Raw genomic sequence first — 24,897 nt, 5'->3', positions numbered from 1 at the left:
AGGACCATCCCGCACCTCGAACACCCACCCCGCCTACCAGCAGCTGCTTGACATAGGAGCAACCATGGACTTGAGCGAGATCACCCCGGTCGCCCAGGACTACCTCAAGGCGATCTGGTCGGCCACCGAGTGGGGGGACCCGCCGATCACGACCAAGGGCCTGGCCGAGCGCATGGGCACCACCGCCCCCAGCGTCACCGACACCGTCAAGCGCCTGGCCGCCCAGGGCCTCGTCCAGTACCAGCCCTACAGGCCGGTCACCCTCACGGCGCTGGGCGAGCAGTACGCCGTCGCCATGGTGCGCCGGCACCGCCTGCTCGAGACCTTCCTGGTCACCACTCTCGGCTACGCGTGGGAGGAGGTCCACGAGGAGGCCGAGCGCCTCGAGCACGCCGCCTCCGAGGCCATGATCGAGCGCATCGACGCCCGGCTCGGCCACCCCACCGCCGATCCGCACGGGGACCCCATCCCCACCGCCGACGGGGACGTCCGCCACCCGCCCGGAACCACCCGGCTCACCGAGGCGGCGCCGGGCGACTACCAGAGCATCCGCGTCTCCGACGCCGACCCCGACCTCCTGACCCGCCTGCGGGCACAGGACATCGCGCCGGGCACGGCGCTCACCGTCACCGGCCACGACGACGACGGGGCGACCACCGCCCTTCTCGACGGCGAGCCCCGGCCGGTCGTGATCCCGGCGGAGGACTCCCGGGCGATCTGGGTGAGCTCCTCCCCCTGAACGGCGTGGAGTGCCTCCCGACACGGAGTCGACATGAATCACGGGCCGACGACGATCCGGCCGACGCTCCTGGGCCCGCCCCTGCCCGGCGTCCATGATCAGCGCACCTTTGACGGAGGACTCCCGGCGCCCAGAAGGACACCCCGACCCGCCACGGGTCCCAGCCCCGAGGGACGTCGGGTGTCGCAAACACGGCGTCGGGCAGGTCACGAGGCGGCAGGAACGTCACGGACCCCGGCCTGACCTGGGCGTTTCTTACTCTCGGGCACCAGCAGGGATTTCTTCGACGATCATGAATTGGTTCACGCTTGCAACTTGAGAGGCCTCCCCCCATGAGTTCTTCCAACTTCCCCCCACCGAGACCAGAGGATGGCGACCCTCTCCCTGATCAGTCCGCGACCTCCCGCATCTCCGTCGACGACACCCGGCCGATCGACGGGATGCACGAGCGTCCGGACGACCACGGCCACTCAGCTCCGTCCGTCGGAGGTGCGGGCACGGAGCGGACCGCGCCAGCACCCGACGCCCCGCAGATCTCGACGCCCCAGTGGCTGTCGGCGTTCACAGCCACGCACTGGGCCGGCGCCGCTCTCGCGGCAGTGGGCGCCTATGCGTCGATGCTGATCTGCGCCGCGCTCATGCTCGTGATGGCTTTCGCCGGCGCCGCGCTCTCCGCGGACGGGGCCACGCCCTCGGAGATCATCGACGACGCCGCGTCGTCCTCCGGCATCGGCGAGGACGGACCAAGCGCGGCCTGGACCCTGTTCAGTCTTCCGATCCAGGTGGTCTCCATGGCCTTCTTCGGACGGCTGACGTTGCTGCTGAAGACACCTCTGGGGCAGGGCCCCAACGGCGTGGAGGCGTTCTCCATCCTGTTCTCCCCGTTGCTGATCGTCGCGGTGGGCGCCCTGGCCCTGTACTTCCTGGGGCGCCGTCTCCTCCGGACAGCCACCCCGGTCGGCGCCGCATCCACCTGGATCCTCTCCCTCGCCGGTGGCCTGGTCCTGGCCCTTCTGGTCGTCGTTCTCGCTTCGATCTTCGCCATCCGATACAGCGATGACGCGTCGTCCTATCCCATGTCCCTCTCCGTGGAGGCCGCCTCGGCGCCGCCCTTCTTCCTGGCCTGGCTGACGGGCACGCTGGCGCTCGCCAGTGCGCTGGCCTCCAAGAGCCGCCCCCGCCGCGCAGGCACCATCAGCACTCTTCGCGAGCAGTTCCTGCCGTCGTCAGGACGCGTCCTGCCGGTTCCCCTGGTGCACCTGGCCGTGTTCGGGCTGCCGATGGCCGTGGGACTGATCATCGTCGCGTTCGTCGAAGGAGGTTTCGCCGGCGGCCTGAGCACACCGTTCTGGGTTCCCGCCATGGTGCTGTGGTTCTTCTCCTGGGGTCACCTGTCAGGGATGTCCGCGAACGCCGGAGGCGGCGCCCGTGAGCTGCTGGCATGGGCCGACGTGCCCAACGGCGGAACCTTCTATCTGTGGGGAACGGGGCTGCCCGGCTGGGTCGTGGCGATCGTTCTCGTACTGGCCGCTGTGTCGATGCTGGCCGCCTCGGCGGTGTGGTTGTTGCGCCGCGACGTCAGCCCGGCCGCGCTGGCGCGCCCCACTTCCTGGATCACCCTCCCAGTGGTCTACTTCCTGTTCGGGCTACTGGTCACAGCCATCGGAAGGACGGCCGTCAGCGCCAATGCCGGCGCCATCGGGCTGGGCGGGGCCACGGCGGCAGGCTCGGTCCACCCCGCCGGGTGGACGTGCATCGTCCTTCTCGCCGTAGGGCTGGTCGTCGAAGCGCTGTCCCGCTACGTCGCTCCCGCCCTCGTCTCCGCGCTGCCGGCAGGCCTCATCTCGCGCCTCGGTGCTCCGGCGCGCTCCGCGGCCACCCCGGAGGGGTACACGGCACGCACCGAGCGGACAGGCGCCACGGCTACGACATCCTCCGCCCCTGTCCAGAAGTACGTGGCCGCTGAGCGGGAGCCCATGAGCGCGGCGACCCGGAAGAGGATCCGTGCGGCGCTCATCGTCGGCGGCTCGCTCGTCGTCCTCGTGGTAGCGGCCGCGGTGACCTACTCGATCCTCAGCAGGACCGCGTTCAGTCCCAGCAAGCAGGTCGAGTCGTACCTGCAGTCCGTCGTCGACGGCCGCTCCACGGACGCCGTCCAGTCACTGGACCCGAACGTTCCCACCGACCAGCGTCTGCTGCTGAACGACGCCGTCTACGGTGCCGCCGTCCACCCGGTGACGGCCTACACGATCCAGGACGTGACCGTGGACGGGTCCACCGCCTCCGTCTCCGCCGAGATCACGCAGGATGCTGTGTCCACCCCCGTGCACTTCACCCTTGTTCAGGACGGCCGTCAGGCAGGGGTGTTCAAGGACTGGAGACTTGAGAACGGCGGCTCCGCCCTGTACCAGAGCGTCTCGGTGGACATCCCCGCTGGCGCCACGGAGCTGACCGTCAACGGGCAGCAGCTGCAGCTGGCCGCGGCCTCACCGGGCGAGAGCGTGGAGTTCGTGGCGCTGCCCGGCGACTACGCGATCGCCCCGCCCGCGGGCGGGAAGTACGTCAGCTTCGGCGGGGAGCAGACCCTGCGGATCCGGGCGGACGACCCCGGCGCCACTCACTCGGTCGCCTTCACCGCCTCGCCCACGGATGCCGTGCGCGAGGACGCGATCGCCGCGGCCAACGCCATGATCGACGCGTGCGCGGCCAAGGCGGAGTTCGCTCCGGAGGACTGCCCTTTCGGCTACACGTACTACAACGACGAGGAGGACTACCGCAACCCGGTGTGGACGGTCGACTCCTACCCGACCTACACGGTGGATGACAGCGGCAGCTCTCTGTACCTCAGCACGGACGACCCCGGGAAGGTCACCCTGACGTACGAGAACAACACCGAGTGGGACGACGACGAGCCGGCCGACTGGGAGAGCGAGGACACCTCGGACACCGTCTACGTCTCCGCTCCCATCGCGGTGGACGGTGACAGCCTGAGCCTGGACCTCTCCAGCTTCCGCTAGGAGAGGCCGGCCGGCGAGGGTGTCCTTGCGGACCGGACAGGGAGGGCCCCGACCTCTACGGGCAGGAGGCGGGGCCCTCCCCCCGTCATCTTCACCTTGTGGATCTTCCGGGCGCCTCCGATATCGGCAGGCGGAGCAGCACCTCGCCGGACGTCGGCTGCGACGGCGTGCTGGTGGGGTCGGCACGTCATCCGGACCGGGTTTCCCGGGCTGTTGCGGCCACCCCTCCTGCGCGGACGTGGGTTCCGCACTCGCCTCGGCTGACTCCACGCTCCAGCGAGTGCCCGATGGCGACGCCGGACCCGGGGCGCCGCCCGGAATCGGCGCCCCTGCTGCCATCCCCTAGCGCCCGGCGCCAGCCACCTCCGGGGCAGCACTGGGAGAGGCGTCCCCCGCGGTGATGAGAGCAGCGGCGCGCTCGGCGATCATCGCCGTGGGCGCGTTCGTGTTCCCGCTGGGGACCCGCGGCATGACCGAGGCGTCCACGACCCGCAGGCCGTCGATCCCGTGCACGCGCAGGTCCTCCGGGGAGACCACCGCGTCCGGGCCGGCGCCCATGCGGCACGTGCCGACCTGGTGGTGGTAGGTGGTCACGAACCGGTTGATGTAGGCGATCTCCTCCTCCTCGGTGCGCACCTCCGGGCCGGGGTAGAGCTCCGCGGCGCCCCAGTCCTCCGCCAGCGGCGGGGCGGCCACCATGGCGCGGGCCTGGCGGAAGGAGGCCAGCAGCGCCTCGCGGTCGCGCGGGTCGTCGAAGATGTTCGGGTCCAGCTCCACCGGGTCGGAGACCCGCGGCCCGGTCAGGCGCAGCGTCCCGCGGGAGTATGGGCGGACGAGGCCCGAGTGCAGGGTGAAGGCGTTGGCCGGGCCGGTCATCTCCTCGTCGTACATCGGCACCGAGAAGTGGATGGGCTGGGTGTCCGGCACGTCCAGGTCCGGGCGGGACCGCCAGAACAGGTGGGTCTGGGTGACGGACCAGTCGGACTCGGGGTGCTCGATCGTCCGTTTCGTGGCCTCGGCGATGACCGGGGCCAGCAGGTGGTCGTGGAGGTTCTCCCCGACCCCGGGCAGGTCGTGGACCACCGGGACGCCGACGTCGGCCAGGTGCCCCGCCGGGCCGATGCCGGAGCGCAGGAGGATCTTGGGCGAGTCGAGCGCGCCGGCGCACAGGATCACCTCGTCGGCGCGGATTTCCTCGGGCGCGCCGTCCGGGTCGTCGAGGGGCACGACCGCCACACCGACCGCGCGGCCGTCCTCGACCAGGACCTTCTGCAGGAGGACGCCGGTGCGCAGGGTCAGGCTCGGGTCGTCCTCCACCGGCTTCACGTACGCCATGTAGGTGTTGAAGCGCCGGCCGTCCCGGACGTTGACCTGCTGCTGGGAGACGCCGTCGAGGGTGCCGGCGTTGTAGTCCTCGTTGTAGGGCACGCCCACGTGCTCCGCGGCCTCGATGATGGACCCGAAGATCGGGTTGAGCGGGTAGTCCTGCACCACGGGAACAGGACCGTTCGTGCCGCGGCTGGCGTCCGGCACCTGGCCGGCGGGCGGGACGTAGGTTTCGACGGCCTTGAACCACGGCAGCACGTCCTCCCAGGACCAGCCGGGGCAGCCGTCCGCGGCCCAGGCGTCGTAGTCCTGCGCCGCCCCGCGCACCCAGATGGTGGCGTTGAGCGCGTGGGACCCCCCGAGCACGCGCCCGCGCGGCCAATGGATCACCCGGCCGTCGGCGTGCTGCTGGGGCACGGTGAAGTAGTCCCAGTCCTCCGGGGAGTGCCACAGCTCGCCCAGGCGGGACACCAGGTGGATGGCCGGGTTGAGGTCCTGGGCGCCGGCCTCGAGGAGGGTCACCTCGTGCCCGGCGTCCAGGAGGCGGCGGGTCATGATGCTGCCGGCGGTGCCGGCGCCGACGACGATATAGGTCTTGGTCGGTGTGCTTGCGGGAGATGTGCTCATGGGATCAGTGTGAGCGCGGCCACACCCGATCGGCTTGTCCGGGCGCGCGGAGCTCTTGACGCAGAGCGCGGGAGTCGCGGCGGACATCCCGCGCTCTGCGTCAAGAACCCTGCCCTCACGGACAAGGCGACGGGGTGTGCCCTGGGTCACGATGGGACCAGCACCGATCCGCCCCACCGAAGGAGCCCACCGTGACCACCGACACCGCGACCACCTCCCCCGCCGCCTCCCCGGCCCCGCCCACGTTCATGTACGAGGAGCTGCTCGCCGCGATCACCGACCCCGGAGGCCGCGAGATCCTCGACCCGGCCACCGGGGAGCTGGTCGGACGCGTCCACGAGTCCACGGTCGAGGACCTGGAGCAGGCGCTGGCCCGGGCCCGCGCCAAGCAGCCCGAGTGGGCCGCCGTCCCCGACGCCGAGCGCTGCGCGCTGCTGCAGCGGGCCGCCGACGCCGTCGAGGCCAACGCCCCCGCGCTCGCCGAGCTGCTCTCCCGCGAGCAGGGCAAGCCGGTGCAGAACGGGCCGAACGCCCTCTTCGAGGTCGGCGGCGCCGTGGCCTGGCTGCGCGCGACGGCGTCCCTGCCGCTGGAGCCCGAGACGATCGTCGACGACGAGTCCGGCCACGCGGTCCTGCACTACGACCCCATCGGCGTCGTCGGGGCCATCAGCCCCTGGAACTGGCCGATGATGATCTCCGTCTGGCAGATCGCCCCCGCCCTGCGGATGGGCAACACCGTGGTGGCCAAGCCCTCCGAGTACACGCCGCTGTCCGTCCTGGGGCTGGTGCACGTCCTCAACCAGGTGCTGCCCGAGGGCCTCGTCACCGCGGTGGCGGGGGGCCGGGAGGTCGGGGCGGCGCTGTCCCAGCACGCGGGCGTGGACAAGCTGATGTTCACCGGCTCGACCGCCACGGGCAAGGCGATCATGCGCTCGGCGGCGGACACCCTGACCCGGCTCACCCTGGAGCTCGGCGGCAACGACGCGGGCATCGTGCTCCCGGACGCCGACCCGCAGGCCATCGCCGAGGGCCTGTTCTGGGGCGCGTTCATCAACACGGGCCAGACCTGCGCCGCACTCAAGCGCCTCTACGTCCACGAGGACGTCTACGACGCCGTGTGCGAGGCCCTGACCGAGGTGGCCGCGGCCATGCCGATGGGCCAGGGGCGCGACGAGCGCAACGTGCTCGGCCCGCTGCAGAACCGCGCGCAGTACGAGATCGTCGCGGACCTCGTCGAGAAGGCCCGGTCCGGCGGCGGCCGGGTGCTCATCGGCGGCGACCCGGACGAGAGCCTGCCGGGCCACTTCTACCCGACGACGCTCGTGGCCGACCTCGACGACGACAACCCCCTGGTGACCGAGGAGCAGTTCGGTCCCGCCCTGCCGATCGTGAAGTACTCCTCGGTGGACGACGCCGTGCGCATGGCCAACCGCCTGGACGTGGGCCTCGGCGCCTCGGTGTGGAGCTCCGACGTCGCGAAGGCCCGCGAGGTCGCCGCCCGGATCCAGGCCGGCACGGTGTGGATCAACAAGCACGGCGCCGTCGACCCGCGCATGCCCTTCGGCGGGATCAAGAGCTCCGGGCACGGCGTGGAGTTCGGCGTGGAGGGCCTCAAGGCCCTCGGCGTCCCGAAGGTCATCTCCGTGTGACCCGTCGACGTGTGACACCTCGCCGTGTGACCCCTCGCCGTGTGACACCTCGTGGGATGGGCGCATCGACAAGCCGCCCGGCCCGCACGATGATGTAGCCCACAGGGGATCATCGGGCGAGAGGGGCGAAGTCGGTGCCGGCAGGAGTGGCGGAGCAGGGCGAGCGCGCCGTGGCGCGCCCGCTGCTCGCCACGTCCGCCACCGACTTCGCCCGGCTGGCCTCCGAGGTCTTCGTGCCGCTCGAGGTGGACACGACCGAGCGCGTCACCTTCCGCGCGCGGATCGACCACCGGCCCACCGGGCAGACCGAGATCAGCCACATCCGCGCCACGCGGCACGTCGTCGAGCACGACGTGCCGCGCGGCGCGTCCGGCGGGTCGGTCAAGTTCGGCCTGCAGCTCGGGGGCACGTGCACGGTCGAGCAGGACGGCCGGACCGCCGTGCTGCGCCCCGGGGACATGGTCCTCTACGACACCGACCGCCCCTACCGGCTGGAGTTCCCCCACGAGGCCCGGCTCCTGGTGCTCATGCTCCCGGGCACGGGCCTGGAGCTGCCGCGGCGGGCGATGGGGGCCGTGACCGCGACCCGCCTGCCGGGCGACGAGGGCGTGGGCGCGCTCACCGCGGACTTCCTGGGCGGGCTCTCCGACCGGATGCACGTGCTGGCCGGCCGCTCCGCCGCCCGCCTGGGCCGCTCCGCCGTGGACCTCGTGGGCGCGCTGCTCACGGAGCAGGCCGAGGACCTCGACGGTGACACCGCCGGTGCTGCGGCCGAGGAGGACAGCCCCACCGCGCACGACGCCCTGCGCGCCGCCGTGCGCGGCTTCGTCGAGGACCACCTCGCCGACCCGCAGCTGGGCCCCGCCATGATCGCGGCCCACCTGTTCCTCTCGGTCCGGCGGCTGCACGAGGTGTTCCAGGGCGAGGAGCACACCCTCTCCGCCTGGATCCGGCACCGCCGCCTGGAGCGGTGCCGCCAGGCGCTGCTGGACCCCGCCCACGCCCACCGCCCGGTCTCGCGGATCGGGGCGGCCTGGGGCTTCCCCGACGCCGCGCACTTCTCCCGGATCTTCAAGCAGGAGTTCGGGGTGTCCCCGGCGCAGTACAGGACCCGGGCGGCGGGCGCCGGTCGGTGACGACGCCCGCCGCTCGGGCGCGATCCTCGCGATCCGCCCGGACGGCGGCAGTCGAGGGCTTCGGGGTGCGGAAGGCGGCTCGACGAGCCCCTCAAGAGGGTTTCGGCGAGCCCCTCAGGACGGTGCGGAGGTGACCGCGCTCAGCACGGCGACGAGGAAGTCGCTGTCCTGACGGAACGGTCGCAGGTCCCACGTCGACAGGAGCAGGTCGGGCACCAGCCCGGCGTCCCCGGCGTCGGCGAGGAACCGGTCGAACGGGTAGCCGCGCCCGGCGCCGAACCCGACGACCGCCCGCCCGCCCGGTGCCAGGTGCCGGTGGAACCGCCGCAGCACCTCGGTGCGGGTGCTCGGTGCGAGGAAGGTCATGACGTTGCCCGCGCACAGAATGACGTCGAACGGCTCGGGGATGCCGTGTGCCGGCAGGTCCAGCTCGGCCAGGTCCTCCACGAGCCACTGCGGGCCGGGGTGGTCCTGACCGGCCGCGGCGATCAGGGCGGGGTCGACGTCGACTCCCACGACGGTGTGCCCCACCCGGTGCAGGTGGCCGCTGTTGCGCCCGGCCCCGCAGCCGGCGTCGAGAACCCGCGCCCGGCGGGGGACCATGGCGTCGATCGCGCGTGCTTCCCCGACGATGTCGTGGCCGGCGGCGGCCAGGTCCCGGAACCGCTCGATGTACCAGGCGGAGTGCCCCGGATCCGCCTGCACCTTGTCCATCCACGCGCTCTGCTCGACCATCCGGCCAGGCTACAGGCGGGCCGGCGCCCGGGGCACCCGGACCGCCGTCGCCGGGGAAGGGCGACGACGCGGGGCGGGCCTACGAGAGCAGCTCCAGCTCCCAGTCCTTGACGTCCGCCACCGGGTCGAACAGGCTCGCGTCGAGCTCCTCGAGGGGCTGACCGCTCCGCACGCGCTGGGGCCAGTCCCGGTTGGCCAGGGCCGCCTTGCCCAGGGCGACGACGTCGGCGGCGCCGTCGCGCAGCATGGAGACGGCCGTCTCCGGGTCGTCCAGGTGGCCGTTGGCGATCACCGGGAGCCCAGAGTGCTTCTTGGCGAGGGCGGCCAGGGAGTCGCCCTCGTCGCCGAACGCCGGCGCGGTGGCCCGGTACTCCGTGGTGTGGAGGAAGTCGATCCCGGTGGCGCCCAGGGTGGAGAAGATCGCCGCCGCCTCCTCGGCGCCGCCGCTCCACCGGTGGTCGTGGTCGCTGACCTTGGCCTGGGAGACGCGGATGCCCACCGTCAGGTCCGGGCCCACGGCCTCGCGGACGGCGCGGCAGATCTCCGCGGCGAACCGCACCCGGTTCTCGGGGGACCCGCCGTACTCGTCGGTGCGCCGGTTCAGGTAGTCGGTGAGGAACTGGTCCAGCAGGTACCCGTTCGCGCCGTGGATCTCCACGCCGTCGAAGCCGGCGTCCCGGGCGCGCAGCGCGGCGGCCACGAAGCCCTCGCGGACCTCCTCCATCTGGGCCGCGGTAATCTCCGAGGGGACCCGGTACGGGCCCTCCCCGCGGTAGAACCCCAGCTGCTCGCCCCTGGGGGCGACCGCCGACGGGGCGATCGTGGAGTCCACGAACCGGCTGCCCTGGGCCTGGGACCCGGCGTGCATGAGCTGGGCGAAGATCTTCGCGCCGGCCGCGTGGACGGCGTCGACGACGCCGGCCCAGGAGCGCGCCTGCTCCTCGGTGGCGATGCCGGGCTGGAACAGGTAGCCCTGGCTGTGGGCGGTGTCGGTGTAGATCCCCTCGGTGATCAGCAGCCCGAACCCTCCGCGGGCGAAGGCCTCGTAGTAGGACACCATCTTCTCGGTGACGAGTCCGTCCTCGGTGGCGCTGATGCGGGTCATGGGGGCCAGCGCTACGCGGTTGGGGAGCTGGGTGGAACCGATCTGGACGGGCGACCAGAGCGGGGCGAAATCCGGCACGACGATCTCCTTCACGTTGACTTCAGGGAACGTTCTTCCGGGGCACGATCGCCCCGGACGCGATCTCTCCGGGCACGGGGCCCGTCCACCGCGGTGGACGGGCCCCGTGCTTGGACGAACGACTGCCGGCAGGGGGCTATTCCGGTCGCCCGGCGCCGGCGAGCAGCGCCGTCACCAGTTCCCCGGGGTCGGGCCGCGGGCGACCGGCGCCGCCCCCGACCTCGAGGAGCTGCTCGAGGGTCGCGTCCGCCGGGGTGCCGGCGGACGCATCCCGGTCCACGAGCCCCTGTCCGAGCAGGGCACCGGCGAGCGCCTCGACGTCGTCGAACACCTCCCGCCTGCCGGTCCGGGACGTCAGCACCCACCGGTCGCCGAACACGGAGAGCTTCGCGCGGCGTCCCGTGCGCCGCTGCAACTCCTTCAGGACGGCGGGCTTCATCCCGTGGAGGTTCAGCCAGGCCGTGGCCTTCGAGACCGCGCGTCCACCCGGGCATCCTGCGCACATGGGGAACCTCCTGGGCTACGGCATCACGTCGCCGCTGTTGGGGCCCAGCGTCTGACCGGTGTAGAGGTCGCCGCCGGGCGAGGAGGCCAGGAGGAGCGCCGTGGGCGCCACCTCGTGGGCCTGACCGAAGCGGCCGATGGGCAGCTCGGCCTGCTTGGCGGCCTTCCACTCCTCGGACAGCCCCTCGATCAGCGGCGTGACGATGGGCCCCGGCGCGATGGCGTTGACCAGGATGCCGTGCTCGGCCAGCTCCAGCGCCATGGCCTTCGTCATGCCGATCACCCCCGCCTTGGCCGCGACGTAGTGCGTCAGGCCGGTGCCGCCCTTGATCCCGAGCTGCGAGGCGATGTTGATGATCCGCCCGCCGCCGCGCTCCACCATGTGGGGCGCGGCCCAGCGCGCGGCCAGGAACACGCCCTTGAGGTCCACGGCCAGGACCTTGTCGAACGTCGCCTCGGTCATCTCCAGCAGGGGCGTCTCGTCGAGGATGCCCGCGGCGCTGACGAGGATGTCGATCCCGCCGAGCTCCTCGACGACCTTCTCCATCGCCCTCCGCACCGCCTCGCCGTCGGTGACGTCCACGGCGAGCGCCGTGGTGCGCCCGCCGAAGCTGCCGCTCTCCTCCGCGACGGCCGTCGCGTGCTGCTCGTCGCGGTCCAGCACCGCGACGTCCGCGCCCTCCCGGGCGAAGAGCATGGCGATCGCCGCCCCGATGCCGCTGCCGCCACCGGTGACGACGGCGACCTTGCCGGTCAGTTGCTGTTCCATGTCTGCCTTTCCTGGGGGCTCAGCTCGGCCAGCGGACGGTGAGCCCGCCGTCGACGACGAGCTGCTGCCCCGTGACGTAGGCCGAGTCGTCGCTGGTGAGGAAGCGGATGGTGCGGGCGGCCTCGTCGACGTTGCCGACCCTCCCCCACGGGATGATCGAGCCGGCGGCGTCGAGGCCCTCGCGGCCCAGCGAGTTCACCGGGTCCAGGGACTGGGGGCTCTCGATCAGCCCCGGGATGACGGCGTTGACCCGGATCTTCCGGGGTGCCAGCTCCACGGCCAGCGAGCGGCACAGGCCGATGAGCCCGGACTTCGCCGCCGCGTAGTGGCTGTGCTCCTCCCACCCGTAGATACCGCCGGCGATCGACGACGTCGCGACCATCGCCCCGCCCCGGGTCATCCGCGTGCTGCAGGAGCGGAAGACGCGCATCACCCCGGAGAGGTCGACGGCCATCATGTCGTCCCACGCCTGGTCGGTCATGTCCGCCAGCGCGGCACGGCGCAGGATCCCGGCCGCGGCCACCGAGATGTCCAGCCGGTCGAACTCGTCGAGCGCGGTCTGGGCGAGCTTCTCGGTGTCCTCGAAGCTGCGCACGTCCATGGGGACGGCTGTGCAGCGCCCGCCCGCGGCCTCCACGGCGCGGACGGTGTCCGTCGCGTCGTGGGGGTCCGACGGCAGGTAGCCGATCACGGTGTGGGCCCCGGCCCTGGCGTAGGCGACCGCCAGGGCCCGGCCGATCCCGCTGCCGCCGCCGGAGATGACGGCGACCTTTCCCTCGAGTCCGTCGTCGCGGTTCATGCGATCACCGTCGTCTTCAGGTGGGCGTCCTTGATGCTGCGGGTCCCGGCCATGCACAGCGCCGAGGCGAGCAGGCCGCCGGTGCCGGTGATGATCGCGGCCCAGCCGGTGTCCACCCCCGCGGTGAGCAGGACGGTGAGCAGGCCGGAGCCGGCGATGCCGCCGAGCGGGGCCATCACGTGGGCCACGTTGGCGCCCATGCCGCGGACCTGGGGCGGGAAGGACTCGCCCATGTAGAACAGCAGGGCCGCGTAGGGACCGGTGAGGAAGAACAGCGTCATGGCGTACAGCGGGATGATGTAGCCGGAGGTGCCCGGGCCGATCAGCATCGCGAAGCTGAAGACGGCGCCGGCGATCCAGCCGAGGACCACGGTCGGCTTGCGGCCGATCTTGTCGCCCAGCCAGCCGTGGAAGACGTAGCCCACGAAGCCCACCGCGTTGGAGAGCACCAGGATGATCAGGGCGTTGTCGAAGGACACGCCCTTGGCCTCGACCAGGATGGTGGTGCCCAGGACGGAGAAGACCTGGATGCCGAACCAGTTGAAGAACCAGGCGAGGGACAGGCATGTGGTGTGCCGGCGCAGCTCCGGGGTGAAGACGTCCTTCACGCCGGTGGCGTGGTGGGCCGCCTCCTCGAGGTCGTGCTCGGCGGCGAGCGCGTGGGCGCCCGCCACGTCACCGGCGGCCCGGCGCCGCCTGACCTCCCGCATGGCGGCGAACGTCGGGGACTCCGGCAGGCGCAGGGCCAGGATGACGACGATGATCGACAGGACCGCGGCCACGACGAAGCTCCAGCGCCAGCCGATGATCGGCAGCGTCAGCGCCGAGAGGCCCGCGGAGACCAGCGCGCCCACGGGCCAGCCGCCCTGCACGAGGGAGTACATGAGGCCGCGGCTCTTGGCCTCCTTGTACATCTCGTTGAGGTAGACCGCGTTGACGACCTCCTCGGACATGGAGAACCCGGAGAACGAGCGGATGATGATCAGGCTGACGGCGCCGAGCGCGGCACCGGTGAGCCCGGAGGCCACCGCGCCGCCGAGCATGAGCACGATGAGGGCCTTCTTGCGGCCCATCTTGTCGATGATCGTGCCCACGGCCAGGGCCACGATGAACACGCCGATCGTGGCGTAGGTGTTGATCGCGGTGGACTCGGCCACCGACCAGCCGAAGTCCTCGGCGATGACCGGGAGCAGGGTGCCGAACAGGGTGAAGTCGTAGACGGAGGCCACCCAGGCGATGAAGCAGACGACGGAGACCTGCCGGATCGTCTTCGGGGTGATCTTGACGTTCCAGGGCTCGACGCCGGAGGGCGTCGGGTTCGAGCGCAGAGAGGACATGGCTGTGTTCCTTCGTGCCGGTCGGATCAGGCGGAGGTGCGGGGATTGCGGGCGGCGAAGTCGCGGGCGACGTCCTCCATGAAGGCGAACTCGACGCCGTCGTGGCCCTGGATGTGGTCGAAGAGGCGCTCGAGCATGAGCAGGTTCTGCGGCCGGCCCGAGACGTCGGGGTGGATGGTGATCGGGAAGACGCCGTAGTCCATCTCGCGGTAGACCCAGTCGAACTGGTCCTTCCACAGCTGCTCGATGTCGCGCGGGCTGACGAAGCCGTGGCTGTTCGGGCTGGACTTGATGAACATCATCGGCGGGAGGTCGTCGAGGTACCACGAGGCGGGGATCTCGATGAGGTCGGTCTCCTCGCCGCGCACCAGCGGCTTCATCCACTCACGGGCGGAGGCCGCGTCGTAGTCGATCTTGGTCCAGGTGTCGCCGACCCGCACGTAGTACGGGGTGTGGTCGTCGTGCATGAGCGAGTGGTCGTAGAGGAAGCCGCGCTCGAGCAGGATCTCGTTGGTCACCCCGGAGAACTCCCACCACGGCGCCACGTAGCCGACCGGCTTCTTGCCGGCGCGCCGCTCGATGAGGTCGGTGCAGTAGTCGAGGATCTCGGTCTCCTGCGCGCGGGTCATCGCGATGGGGTTCTCGTGGCTGTAGCCGTGGACGCCGATCTCGTGACCGGCGGCGACGACCGCGTCGAACTCCTTCGGGAACGTCTCGATCGAGTGGCCGGGCCAGAACCAGGTCACGGGCATCTCCCGCCGCTGGGCGAGCTGGAGCAGCCGCGGCACGCCGACCTCGCCGGCGAAGAGACCGCGGGAGATGTCGCCCGGGGAGTCCTCCCCGCCGTAGGAGCCGAGCCAGCCGCCGACGGCGTCGACGTCGATCCCGACGGACACGTAGATCTTCTTGGACATGTTGTCTCCTCTGGTGGTGGGTGGGATCCGAGGGTGGATGGGACGGACGGTCTACAGGTGGGCCCGGAACGCCCAGGGCAGCTCGGCGGCCGGGGTGCCGTGGGAGAGCAGGAGGGCGGCGAGGATGCGTGCCTGGAAGGGGTTGAGGTCACCGGAGGGGATGGCTCCGGCCGCGACGAGGTCGGTGCCCCCGCCGTTGCCGTAGAGCGGGACCACGGGCCCCCACGGCGCCCGCGTGCTGAGGACCACCGCGCACCCGCTCTCGACGGCCTGGGCGACGTTCTCCGCGAAGCCGGGACCGGCGTTGCCGACGCCGGTCCCGGCCAGCACGACCGCCTGGGCGCCGAACTGCACGGCGAAGTCCAGGAGGTCGGGCGTGGCCCCGGGATAGGCGGTGACGATCTCCACGCGGGTGGTGTCGAACGCGGCCGACGGCAGGGGCAGCGGCGGGTGGTGGCGCTGCGGGGTCGCCGTGACGACGAGCTCGTCCCCCGCCATGTGCGCGACCTCGGCGCCGCCCTGGAAGGGACTGCTCGCGGTGGTGTGGGCCTTCCGGGCGCCCCGGGCCGAGCGGACCGTCCCGTTGAAGGAGATGAGCACGCCGCTGTTGTGCAGTCCCGGTGACGCCGCGGCCAGCACCGCCTCCTCGACGTTGCGGGGACCGTCCGGGGCGGGGCTGTCGGCGGGCTGCTGGGAGCCGGTGAGCACCACGGTCTTGGGCGAGCGGTGCACCAGGTCCAGGAGGAACGCCGTCTCCTCCAGGGTGTCGGTGCCGTGGGTGACCACCACGCCGTCGTTGCCCCGGTCCACCAGGGCCTCCTGGGTCGCCTCGGCGATCAGCCGCAGGTCCCCCAGGGTGAGCCGGTAGCTGTTGGTCGTGAGGACGTCCCGGGCCGTGACCCTCAGCTCCCCGTACTCCGCGCGGGCCAGGTCGGTCGCCGCGTCGGTGGCCACGGACCCCGTCCCCCCGCTGTCGCGCGAGGCGATGGTCCCTCCCGTGCCGAGAAGCTGGATGTGCGTCACGCGCCGCTTCCTTTCCGTGGGGTCGACCCGCTCCCGGGGGAACGAGCCGTCTATGCAAACGAATGCCGCAATCGATTGCGTAATGTGATGACCCTGAGACTAGGGGACGCCTAGAGTGATGCGCAACACATTTACGAGGATTTAACGTCCGTTACAGTGCTGGAACAGAAGCTGGGACAGAGGCTGGAGCAGCGGAGGGAGGACGAGCATGGGCGCACGAACGGCCGTCACGCTGAAGGCACTGGCCGAGGAGCTCGGCCTGAACGCCTCCACGGTATCCCGGGTGCTCAACGACCCCAAGGGCCTGGACTCCAGGTGGGCGTCGCCGGAGACCACGGAGCGGATCCTCGCCCTGGCCGCTGAGCGCGGCTACCGGAAGAACCCCTACGCGGCCTCCCTGCGCACGGCGAAGTCCCACATGATCGGCGTCATCGTGCCCCGGCTGCAGGACTACGTCCTGGCCACGATCTACGAGGGCATCGACGAGGCGGCGTCCGAGCACGGGTACTTCACCGTGGTCTCGAACTCCCTCGACGAGCCCGCGGCCCACCGTGCCAAGGCCGAGAAGCTGCTGGACCGCCGTGCCGACGGCCTGATCTTCGGCGACGCGACCCTCAAGGACCCCTACCTCGACGAGCTGGCCCGGCGCGGCGTGCCCTTCGTCCTCGTGAGCCGCCGCTCCCCGCCGCACCGGTCGGTGACCTGCGACGACTACGCGGGGGGCCGGATGGTGGCCGAGCACCTCGTGGCCACCGGCCGCAGGAGCTTCGGGCTCATCGCCGGCGACCCGCGGGCCTCGACGTCGCGGGACCGCAGCGCCGGCTTCCTCGACGCGCTCGCCGAGCACGGCATCGGGGTCGACCCCGCCCTGGTCGTGCCCGGCGGCTTCGACGCCCCGGCGGGCGGCGTGGCCGCGGCGAAGATCCTCGGCGGGGGGCCGCTCCCCGAGGCCGTCTTCGCGGTCAACGACTTCGCGGCCATCGGCGCGCTCGGGGTGTTCACGCGCGAGGGGATCAGGGTGCCCGAGGACACGGCCCTCGTCGGGTTCAACGACACGCCCCTGGCCGGGAGCATCGGGCTCACGACCGTGCGCTCCCCCATGCACCGGATCGGGCGCCGGGGCTTCGAGCTGCTGATGGAGGTCCTGGACGGCAAGGACGTCGAGAGCGTCCAGCTGGCCCCAGAGCTGGTGGTGCGGACCAGCAGCTGACGGGACGGCCGTGCTCCGGCCCTCCTCGTGCGGCCCTGACCTGAGAGGATGAGGTCCAGGACTCCCGCCCCGGGGTTCGTCACCTCGCCAGGAGGAGCTCAGGACGACCATGGACACTGTGCGCCACCCCCGGCTGCCGGGGGCTGCCCGGACCGGCGCCCGCCGCGCCGCCCTCGCGACCCGATGGGCCGCCGCCGTTCCCCTGGTGGTCGCCCTCGGCCTCCTGGCCGGGTGCACCGACGACTCCCGGACCACCACCACCTCGTCCTCCGCCGCGCAGGTCCTGGAGGAGCTGCCGGTCGACCGGGCGGCCTCCGGCGAGGACTACGACCGCCTCGAGCAGTTCGGGGACTGGGCCGATCCCGACGGCAACGGATGCGACGCCCGCAACGACGTCCTGGCCCGCGACCTGACCGGCGTCGTCGTCGACGACGCCGGGTGCAGGGTCCTCTCCGGGGTCCTGCACGACCCCTACACCGGGGCCACCATCGACTTCGTGCGCGGACCGGCCACGTCCGCCGACGTCCAGATCGACCACGTGGTCGCGCTGAAGAACGCCTGGATCACCGGGGCCGACCGGCTCACCCGGGACCAGCGGGTGGCCCTGGCCAACGACCCGCTGAACCTGCAGGCCGTGGACGGGCCCACCAACGGGGACAAGTCCGCCTCGGACGCCGCCGCGTGGCTGCCCCCGGCCGAGGGGTACCGCTGCGAGTACGTGGCCCGGCAGATCGCGGTCAAGGCGAAGTACCAGCTCTTCGTCACCGCCGGCGAGAAGGAGGCCATGGCGCAGGTGCTGGCCGGCTGCCCCGAGCAGGCGCTGCCGACCGCGGTGCCCGCGGCCGAGGAGACGGCGCCGCCGCCGGCGGATCAGCCCTAGCGTTCCGATCGGTGATCCGGGCGGGTGGAGCAGGGCAGTGCGGTCCGACCGGCTATCCGCGGCGGCCCACCCGGGCTGCGTCGAGCCCGCACGGCAGTCGCCGCCGCATTAGTGCCCCCGTCGCATGTGTCTGTGCGAAAATAGCCGTCCACGACGCATGAATCCGAGGAGCTCCGATGGAATTGCAGCAGCTGCGGATCTTCCTCGCGGTGGCGGAGGAGCTGCACTTCGGGCGGGCGGCGGAGCGGCTGCACATGGCGCAGCCGCCGGTCAGCCGGAACGTGGGGAACCTGGAGAAGGAGCTCGGCGTCCGCCTCTTCGACCGCAACACCCGCAACGTGCGGCTCACCGCCGCCGGCTCCGCCCTGGTGGAGTCCGCGCGCGAGATCCTCGCGGCGGCCGACCACGCGCGCGACGTGGTCGTCTCCGCGGAGGCCGGCGACCGGGGCCGGGTGGAGATCGCCTTCGCCGGCGCCTCCACGTACGGGCTGGTCGGCGAACTGGCCCGCGAACTGCGGCGCCGCCACCCGGGCATCACCCCGGGGCTGCACAGCCAGAACTTCGCCCAGCCCGCCCTGGAGCGCGTGCTGAGCGGCGAGATGGACATCGGCCTGGGCCGCTGGGACTTCCTGCCCGCAGGCGTCGAGAGCCGGGTGGTCCAGCGCGAGGAGCTCGTCCTCGCCGTCCCCGCGACCCATGCGCTGGCCGGGGAGGACTCGGTCGACATGGCGCAGTTCAGCGAGGAGCCGTTCGTCACGCTGCCGGCCCACGCGGGGTCGGTGCTGCGCGACCGCCTCCACCGCCTGGCCCACGGGGCCCGCTTCGAGCCCCTGATCGCCCAGGTGGCGCCCGACACCTGGACGGCGCTGGCGCTCGTCGGGGCGGGAGTCGGGTCCACGCTGACGCTCTCCTCGGTGCAGCAGAACGTCACCGACCCCCACGTGCGCTTCCTCCCGCTGCGGGACCGGACGCTGCCCGTGCACCTGAGCATGGCCTGGCTGCCGGGCAACCCCAACCCGGTGCTGGGCCGTGTGTTCGCCGTGGCCGAGGACGTGTGGTCGCTCGGCGCCGAGGACACCGGCTCCTGAGGTCCGTGAGCGGCGGCCGGAGCCTCCGGCGGTGACCGGCGGAACCGTCCGGGACTACTGGCCGGGAGCGGTCATGCGCTCGCCGGCGTCGATCTTCAGGGTCCGCATCTTGCGGTAGAGCGTGGTGCGGCCGATCCCCAGGATCTCCGCGGCGCGGGACTTGTTCCCCTCGGCCTCCCGCAGGGCGTCCGCGATCGCGTCGCGCTCCGCCCGCTCGTAGCGGCTCAACGAGGACCCCGGCCCCTGGCGCATCAGGGCCGGCAGGTCCTTGGTCTGGATCAGGCCGCCCTGGGCCACCTGCGGCAGGGCGGCGAGGACCTCGGTCAGTTCGGCCACGTTGCCCGGCCAGGGCCAGGCCAGCAGGGACTGGAGCGCGGCGGGGGAGAACCGCGGTGCCGGCGCGCCGGGGAAGAGCGTGGCGGCGACCTCCCGCACGACGGCCGGCAGCGCACCGTGGAGATCGGCGAGGGAGGGGACGTGCACGGCTGCCGGGCCCGCGTCGGCCCCGGCCGCGGGACTGCCGACGCGGCCGGTGTGCTCGGTCAGGACGACCCGGGCACCAGGATGGAGGCCGGGGCGCGGCAGCCGCGCGAAGTCCCCGAGGCGCCTGCGCAGCCCCTCGGAGAGGCTGTCGCCCCCGACGACGACGATCCCACGCCCTGCCTGCAGCTGGGCCTCCCCGCGGGTCCAGACCGCCCCGTTCGTGACGAGGTCGCGGGCGGTGACGATCTTGGGCGCCTGCCCCGTGCGCTGCTGCAACCACCGTGCGGCCTGGTGCCGCTTGCCGACCCCGGGGTCCCCGACCACCCGGATGAGCCCGGGCACGGCGGCGGACGCGGTGAGCTGCCGCTGGACGGCCTCGTAGGGGGACACCTGGGCACGGGGATTCGCCACGGCGTCGAGCACACCGCTGAGGTCGGGCGCGGTCGCGCTCTCCGGCGCGCCGATGACGGAGCCCTGCCCGGAGGCGAGGGTCCCGGCCGGCTCCAGGAACTCCAGCGCGAAGATGGCGTCCTGGCCCCCGCGGTTGAAGCGCCGCACCATGGCCTCGGTGCCGAGCACGGGCAGCTCGAGCCGCAGCGTGTCCTCGTCCCAGTGGTGGAGGCGCAGCTTCTCCCACAGGATCGCGTGGGACTCCGCGTCGAGGTGGGCGAGGGAGGGGAGGTCCGTCATGACGGTCTCCGAGTTCATGACCAGGACCGGGCGCCGGGAGGAGCGGAAGCGGCGGTAGGTGCGCGCCAGCTCCAGGTCACGGGAGTCGGCCATGTGCTCGAGCGCCTCGGCGATCTGCTGCCCGCCCTGCCGCACCATGGCGACCATCAGAGAACTGGCGACGTCGACCTGGGAGGCGATCGAGAGCGACCCCACGATCCGGCCCGTGATGGGGTGCTTGATGGGAACGCCCGCGCAGGCGAGGTGGGCCAGGGCGTCGTTGAAGTGCTCGTTGCCGCGCACGAACACGACGCCGCGCGCCTCGATGGGGGTGCCGAGCCCGTTCGTGCCCAGGGCACGCTCGGAGAAGTCGAACCCCTCCGCCGCGTTGGCCCGGTCCAGGGCCCGCCCGTCCTGGGGGTCGACGATGCGGCGGGAGACGATGCGGCCGCCCTCGTCGGCCAGGAACAGGGCCATCCGCGAGTCCGTGAGATTGGTCTGCCACTGGTCGAGGATCCGCCCCGCGGCGCGCAGCATGGCGCTGTCGGGGTCGATCTCCCCCAGGATGTGGGGTTCGGCCCCGGGATTCACGCGGTGCGAGACCGAGCGGCGCCAGCTCTGCTCGATCTCCTCCGCGACGAGGGCCGGAGGAACGGAGGCCCGGAACAGGCCCTCCGCGATCAGCCGTTCGCGGGCGATCCGCACCTCGTCCTCGCGACGTGGCTCATACACCGGCATCGTCCCATTATCAAGCCGTCAGGACGATGCGTCCAGCAATGCCGCCGGCGGTCAGGTCGTCCAGCGCCTGGGACACCGAGGCCGCCGACAGCGGCCGCTCGACGACGGGGATGTCGGGCAGCTCCCCGCGCTGCGCGATCCGCACCAGCTCCTGCAGCTGCCCCAGGGTCCCGACGAAGCTGCCCTCGACGCGGATCATGCGCAGGGCCAGCAGCGCGGTCGGGATGGTGACCTCGCCGCCGAAGAGGCCGACCTGGACCATCTGTCCCGCCTTGGCCAGCACGTCGAAGGCCGCCGAGGCCGTCACGCCGTTGTTGACGAAGTCGATGACCGCACTGGCCGGGCCGCCGGCCGCCTGCTGGATGTCGCCGACCACGCCGGCCCCGGAGAGGACCGTGCTCGAGGCGCCCATGTCCCGGGCCAGGGAGAGGTTCCGCTCGGCGACGTCGACGGCGCAGATGTTGCGGTGGCCCCGCGAACGGAGGATCGCGATGGCGGTGAGGCCGAGCCCTCCCGCACCGAAGACGACGACGGGCTCGTCCGGCTCGAGGGGAAGGACCTGGTCCACGGCGCTGTAGGCGGTGAGGCCGGAGCAGGCGAGGGTGGCGGCCCAGCTGGGGTCGACGCCGTCGATGTCCACGAGGTACTTCTCGTCCGGCACGAGGATGGACTCGGCGTAGCCGCCGTGGCGGGCCACGCCCAGGTTCTCCCCTGCGGCACAGCGGTTGTCGTAGCCCGCACGGCACTGGCGGCACCGGCCGCAGCCGATCCACGGGTAGATCAGCCGCACGTCGCCCGGACGGACCGACTCGACGTCGCCGCCCACCTGCTCGACGACGCCGACCACCTCGTGGCCGAGGACCATCGGGTACTCGATGCCGCGGTCCTTCATGCTCATCATCCCGCGGCTGCCCAGGTCGTACCCGCCCTCACGGAGGTGGGTGTCGGTGTGGCAGACACCGGCCCGGACGACCCGCAGGAGGACCTGCCGGCCCTCGGGGCTCGGGGTCGGGATCTCCAGGTCGTGGATGGTGGGGTCCTCGGGGAGGACTGCGTAGGCATGCATCGGAAGAGCACCTCGTTCAGTGGGAGGACATCGGCGTATCCCTTCATGATGACCAACTCTTTGAGAAGCCTCCAATACCAAATCTGATGCCGATTGGGGAGTCTTGCTGCATCAGTGTGCGAATGCACAGAGTGTTCCACATTGGAACAGCTGTGGCATGGAACACATCCCTACTTTGGAATCAGACGTCGTGACGGCAATCACACACAGCGGTTGCGGCGAGAAGCACACAGAACGCGGACGCGGCGCCCACCGACCCCGTCCGGAGCCGTTCCCGAACCCACCGAAGGATGACGCCATGACCACCAACGCCTCCGCAACGTCCAGCACCGCCGCCGCCGGCACCGAGGGCGAGGACCTGCTCCGCGATCTCTACGCCGACTGGTGCCAGATCATGGAGACGACGCCGGACCTGACCATGCGCCTGTTCCGCTCCATCTTCGACGAGTGGCACCAGCCGACCGTCGAGCCGGAGGGCGTGCTCTACCGCGAGGACACCGTCGGCGGCGTCCCGGGCATCTGGTGCCTGCCCCAGGGTGCGGACGAGTCCCAGGTGCTCCTGTACACCCACGGCGGCGGGTTCGCCGTCGGCTCGGCCGCCAGCCACCGCAAGCTCGCCGCCCACGTCGCCAAGGCCCTCGGCACCGTGAGCTTCGTGCTGGACTACCGCCGCGCCCCCGAGTTCCAGCACCCCGCCCAGGTCGAGGACGGCGTGGCCGCCTTCGACGCGCTCGTGGACTCCGGCATCAAGCCCCAGGACATCACCACCATCGGCGACTCCGCCGGCGGCAACCTGGCCATCGCCATCGCCCTCTCGCTCAAGGAGCAGGGCAAGCAGGGCCCCGGTCACGTCATCGCCTTCTCCCCGTGGCTCGACATGGAGAACAAGGGCAGGACCCTCGTCACCAACAACGACACCGACGCCCTGATCACCCCGGAGCTGCTCGAAGGCATGATCGCCGGCGTCCTCGGCAGCACCGTCGACCCCACCACCCCCCTGGCGAACCCGCTGTACGCCGACTTCACCGGGTTCCCGAAGCTGTACATCACGGCCGGCAGCGTCGAGTCGCTCCTCGACAACGCCACCCGCCTGGAGGAGCGCGCCGCGGCGGCCGGTGTCGACGTCACCCTGTCCATCGGCGAGGGCCAGCAGCACGTCTACCCGTTCCTGGCCGGGCGCTCCGCCCTGGTCGACGAGGAGTTCGCGAAGCTCGCCGCCTGGCACCGCGCCTGACGCTCCCGCAGCACCCACCGTCCTCATCCTTCACCGCTCTTTCCTCTCACCAGCACGACCAAGGAGTTCGCCATGACCGCACAGACCCACCCCGAGAGCCAGATGCATCCGCAGACCGTGGACGCCATCGTGATCGGCGCCGGCTTCGGCGGCATCTACGCCGTCCACAAGGTCGCCAACGAGCTCGGCCTGTCCGTGATCGGCTTCGACAAGGCCGACGGCCCCGGCGGCACCTGGTACTGGAACCGCTACCCCGGCGCCCTCTCCGACACGGAGAGCCACCTGTACCGGTACTCGTTCGACAAGGACCTGCTGCAGGACGGCTCCTGGAAGTACACCTACGTCACCCAGCCGGAGATCCTCGAGTACCTCGAGGGCGTCGTCGACCGCTTCGACCTGCGCCGCCACTTCCGCTTCGGCGCCGACAACGAGATCACCTCGGCCGTCTACCTCGAGAAGGAGGGCCTCTGGGAGGTCACCACCGAGGCCGGCGACGTGTTCCGCGCCAAGTACGTGGTCAACGCGGTGGGCCTGCTCTCGGCCATCAACTTCCCGAAGCTGCCCGGCCTGCACACCTTCAAGGGCGAGGTCCTCCACACCGGCGCCTGGCCCGAGGGCAAGGACATGACCGGCAAGCGCGTCGGCGTCATCGGCACCGGCTCCACCGGTGAGCAGGTCGTCACCGAGCTGGCGCCGAAGGTCGAGCACATGACCGTCTTCGTCCGCACCCCGCAGTACTCGGTGCCGGTGGGCAAGCGCGAGGTGACCGAGGCGGAGATCGACGAGATCAAGGCCAACTACGACGAGACCTGGAAGCAGGTCAAGAACTCCGGCGTGGCCTTCGGCTTCGAGGAGAGCACCGTCCCGGCCATGAGCGTCTCCGAGGAGGAGCGCAACCGCGTCTACGAGGAGGCCTGGCAGAAGGGCGGCGGCTTCCGCTTCATGTTCGGCACCTTCGGGGACATCGCCACGGACGAGGAGGCCAACGAGACCGCCGCCGCCTTCATCCGCTCCAAGATCGGCCAGATCATCCAGGACCCGGAGAAGGCCCGCAAGCTGATGCCGTCGGGTCTCTACGCCCGCCGCCCGCTGTGCGACAACGGCTTCTACGACGCCTTCAACCAGCCGAACGTGGACGTCGTCGCGCTCAAGGAGACCCCGATCCGCGTGATCACCGAGACGGGCGTGGTGACCGAGGACGACCAGCTGCACGAGCTGGACGCGCTGATCTTCGCCACCGGCTTCGACGCCGTGGACGGCAACTACCGCCGCATGGAGATCCGCGGCCGCGACGGCCTGCACCTCAACGACCACTGGGGCGGGCAGCCGAACAGCTACCTGGGCGTGGCCACCGCCAAGTTCCCCAACTGGTTCATGGTGCTGGGCCCCAACGGCCCCTTCACCAACCTGCCGCCGAGCATCGAGACCCAGGTGGAGTGGATCACCGAGCTGGTCAAGTACTCCGAGGACAACGGCCTGAAGGCGATCGAGCCCGCCGAGCAGACCGTGTCCGAGTGGACCGAGACCTGCACGGAGATCGCGAACATGACCCTGTTCACCAAGATCGACTCGTGGATCTTCGGCGCGAACATCCCGGGCAAGAAGCCCTCCGTCCTCTTCTACCTGGGCGGTCTGGCCAACTACCGCTCCGTCCTGGCCGACGTCGCCGAGCACGGCTACCGTGGCTTCGAACTGACGAAGGCCGCGCAGCCGGCCACGGTCTGACGCACCGACACCCTGACGCCGAGGGGGCGCCATCACGACGATGGCG

Annotated in this window: 20 protein-coding genes; 9 read left to right on the top strand and 11 right to left on the bottom strand. The window is 71.6% G+C overall.

Going from position 1 to position 24,897, the window contains the following annotated elements:
• Both IEW07_RS17570 and IEW07_RS17565 read left to right on the top strand, forming a co-directional pair.
• A partial coding sequence (locus IEW07_RS17570; RefSeq protein WP_308738245.1) for a metal-dependent transcriptional regulator occupies positions 1–739 on the top strand: 739 nt, incomplete at its 5' end.
• Between the two features lie 440 nt (positions 740–1,179).
• On the top strand, positions 1,180–3,756 hold the full coding sequence (locus IEW07_RS17565) for a hypothetical protein (protein WP_188539617.1): 2,577 nt from the start codon (positions 1,180–1,182) through the stop codon (positions 3,754–3,756).
• A 342-nt stretch (positions 3,757–4,098) separates the two neighbouring features.
• Here the strand turns inward: IEW07_RS17565 and IEW07_RS17560 are convergent, their stop codons facing one another.
• A complete protein-coding gene (locus IEW07_RS17560; RefSeq protein ID WP_188539615.1) occupies positions 4,099–5,709 on the bottom strand; it encodes a GMC family oxidoreductase in 1,611 nt (536 codons plus the stop codon).
• Positions 5,710–5,957: 248 nt separating this feature from the next.
• On the opposite strand from IEW07_RS17560, the gene IEW07_RS17555 reads away from it, so the two are divergent.
• Together IEW07_RS17555 and IEW07_RS17550 are read left to right on the top strand one after the other, a co-directional pair.
• Positions 5,958–7,358, top strand: a complete 1,401-nt coding sequence (locus tag IEW07_RS17555; protein ID WP_188539622.1) for an aldehyde dehydrogenase family protein — start codon at positions 5,958–5,960, stop codon at positions 7,356–7,358.
• A 134-nt stretch (positions 7,359–7,492) separates the two neighbouring features.
• Positions 7,493–8,494 carry an AraC-like ligand-binding domain-containing protein gene (locus tag IEW07_RS17550; RefSeq protein ID WP_188539613.1) on the top strand — a complete coding sequence of 334 codons (1,002 nt, stop codon included), beginning with the start codon at positions 7,493–7,495 and terminating at the stop codon, positions 8,492–8,494.
• A gap of 114 nt (positions 8,495–8,608) precedes the next feature.
• On the opposite strand, the gene IEW07_RS17545 is transcribed toward IEW07_RS17550, so the two are convergent.
• The 8 genes from IEW07_RS17545 to IEW07_RS17510 all read right to left on the bottom strand — a co-directional run bounded on the left by IEW07_RS17545 (position 8,609) and on the right by IEW07_RS17510 (position 15,758).
• Positions 8,609–9,229, bottom strand: a complete 621-nt coding sequence (locus tag IEW07_RS17545) for a class I SAM-dependent methyltransferase (protein ID WP_188539611.1) — start codon at positions 9,227–9,229, stop codon at positions 8,609–8,611.
• Between the two features lie 79 nt (positions 9,230–9,308).
• Entirely contained in the window at positions 9,309–10,412 is a 1,104-nt protein-coding gene (locus IEW07_RS17540) for an oxidoreductase (RefSeq protein WP_188539609.1), read from the bottom strand.
• Positions 10,413–10,548: 136 nt separating this feature from the next.
• Positions 10,549–10,917: a hypothetical protein gene (locus IEW07_RS17535; protein WP_188539607.1), complete on the bottom strand. Its 369-nt coding sequence runs from the start codon at positions 10,915–10,917 to the stop codon at positions 10,549–10,551.
• A 15-nt stretch (positions 10,918–10,932) separates the two neighbouring features.
• Positions 10,933–11,685, bottom strand: a complete 753-nt coding sequence (locus IEW07_RS17530; RefSeq protein ID WP_188539605.1) for an SDR family NAD(P)-dependent oxidoreductase — start codon at positions 11,683–11,685, stop codon at positions 10,933–10,935.
• A 19-nt stretch (positions 11,686–11,704) separates the two neighbouring features.
• The gene (locus IEW07_RS17525; protein WP_188539603.1) at positions 11,705–12,484 is read right to left on the bottom strand and encodes an SDR family NAD(P)-dependent oxidoreductase; all 780 of its coding nucleotides are present in this window, start codon (positions 12,482–12,484) and stop codon (positions 11,705–11,707) included.
• Positions 12,481–13,821 (bottom strand): MFS transporter, encoded by a 1,341-nt coding sequence (locus IEW07_RS17520; RefSeq protein ID WP_188539601.1) that lies wholly within the window; start codon positions 13,819–13,821, stop codon positions 12,481–12,483. Before IEW07_RS17520 ends, IEW07_RS17525 begins: the two co-directional genes overlap by 4 nt.
• Before the next feature lie 26 nt (positions 13,822–13,847).
• The gene (locus IEW07_RS17515) at positions 13,848–14,735 is read right to left on the bottom strand and encodes a polysaccharide deacetylase family protein (RefSeq protein ID WP_188539600.1); all 888 of its coding nucleotides are present in this window, start codon (positions 14,733–14,735) and stop codon (positions 13,848–13,850) included.
• Between the two features lie 51 nt (positions 14,736–14,786).
• Positions 14,787–15,758, bottom strand: coding sequence for an asparaginase (locus IEW07_RS17510; RefSeq protein ID WP_188539598.1), 972 nt, complete (start codon positions 15,756–15,758; stop codon positions 14,787–14,789).
• Between the two features lie 208 nt (positions 15,759–15,966).
• Here IEW07_RS17510 and IEW07_RS17505 point away from each other — a divergent pair, with 208 nt between their 5' ends.
• The 3 genes from IEW07_RS17505 (at position 15,967) to IEW07_RS17495 (ending at position 18,936) form a co-directional block, all read left to right on the top strand.
• Positions 15,967–16,968 (top strand): LacI family DNA-binding transcriptional regulator, encoded by a 1,002-nt coding sequence (locus tag IEW07_RS17505; protein WP_188539596.1) that lies wholly within the window; start codon positions 15,967–15,969, stop codon positions 16,966–16,968.
• A gap of 109 nt (positions 16,969–17,077) precedes the next feature.
• On the top strand, positions 17,078–17,848 hold the full coding sequence (locus tag IEW07_RS17500) for an HNH endonuclease family protein (protein ID WP_188539594.1): 771 nt from the start codon (positions 17,078–17,080) through the stop codon (positions 17,846–17,848).
• A gap of 176 nt (positions 17,849–18,024) precedes the next feature.
• On the top strand, positions 18,025–18,936 hold the full coding sequence (locus tag IEW07_RS17495) for a LysR substrate-binding domain-containing protein (protein ID WP_188539592.1): 912 nt from the start codon (positions 18,025–18,027) through the stop codon (positions 18,934–18,936).
• A gap of 54 nt (positions 18,937–18,990) precedes the next feature.
• Here the strand turns inward: IEW07_RS17495 and IEW07_RS17490 are convergent, their stop codons facing one another.
• Both IEW07_RS17490 and IEW07_RS17485 read right to left on the bottom strand, forming a co-directional pair.
• Positions 18,991–20,820: a helix-turn-helix domain-containing protein gene (locus IEW07_RS17490; RefSeq protein WP_188539590.1), complete on the bottom strand. Its 1,830-nt coding sequence runs from the start codon at positions 20,818–20,820 to the stop codon at positions 18,991–18,993.
• Positions 20,821–20,836: 16 nt separating this feature from the next.
• A complete protein-coding gene (locus IEW07_RS17485; RefSeq protein WP_188539588.1) occupies positions 20,837–21,892 on the bottom strand; it encodes an alcohol dehydrogenase in 1,056 nt (351 codons plus the stop codon).
• Between the two features lie 298 nt (positions 21,893–22,190).
• Here IEW07_RS17485 and IEW07_RS17480 point away from each other — a divergent pair, with 298 nt between their 5' ends.
• Positions 22,191–23,126: an alpha/beta hydrolase gene (locus tag IEW07_RS17480; RefSeq protein ID WP_188539586.1), complete on the top strand. Its 936-nt coding sequence runs from the start codon at positions 22,191–22,193 to the stop codon at positions 23,124–23,126.
• Between the two features lie 72 nt (positions 23,127–23,198).
• On the top strand, positions 23,199–24,851 hold the full coding sequence (locus IEW07_RS17475) for a flavin-containing monooxygenase (protein ID WP_229741946.1): 1,653 nt from the start codon (positions 23,199–23,201) through the stop codon (positions 24,849–24,851).
• Positions 24,852–24,897 lie beyond the last annotated feature (46 nt).

The sequence above is a fragment of the Kocuria dechangensis genome (genome assembly GCF_014636775.1).
Classification (GTDB): domain Bacteria; phylum Actinomycetota; class Actinomycetes; order Actinomycetales; family Micrococcaceae; genus Kocuria; species Kocuria dechangensis.
Note: the sequence above shows the minus strand (reverse complement) of the source record. Positions and strands in the feature narration are given on the sequence as shown.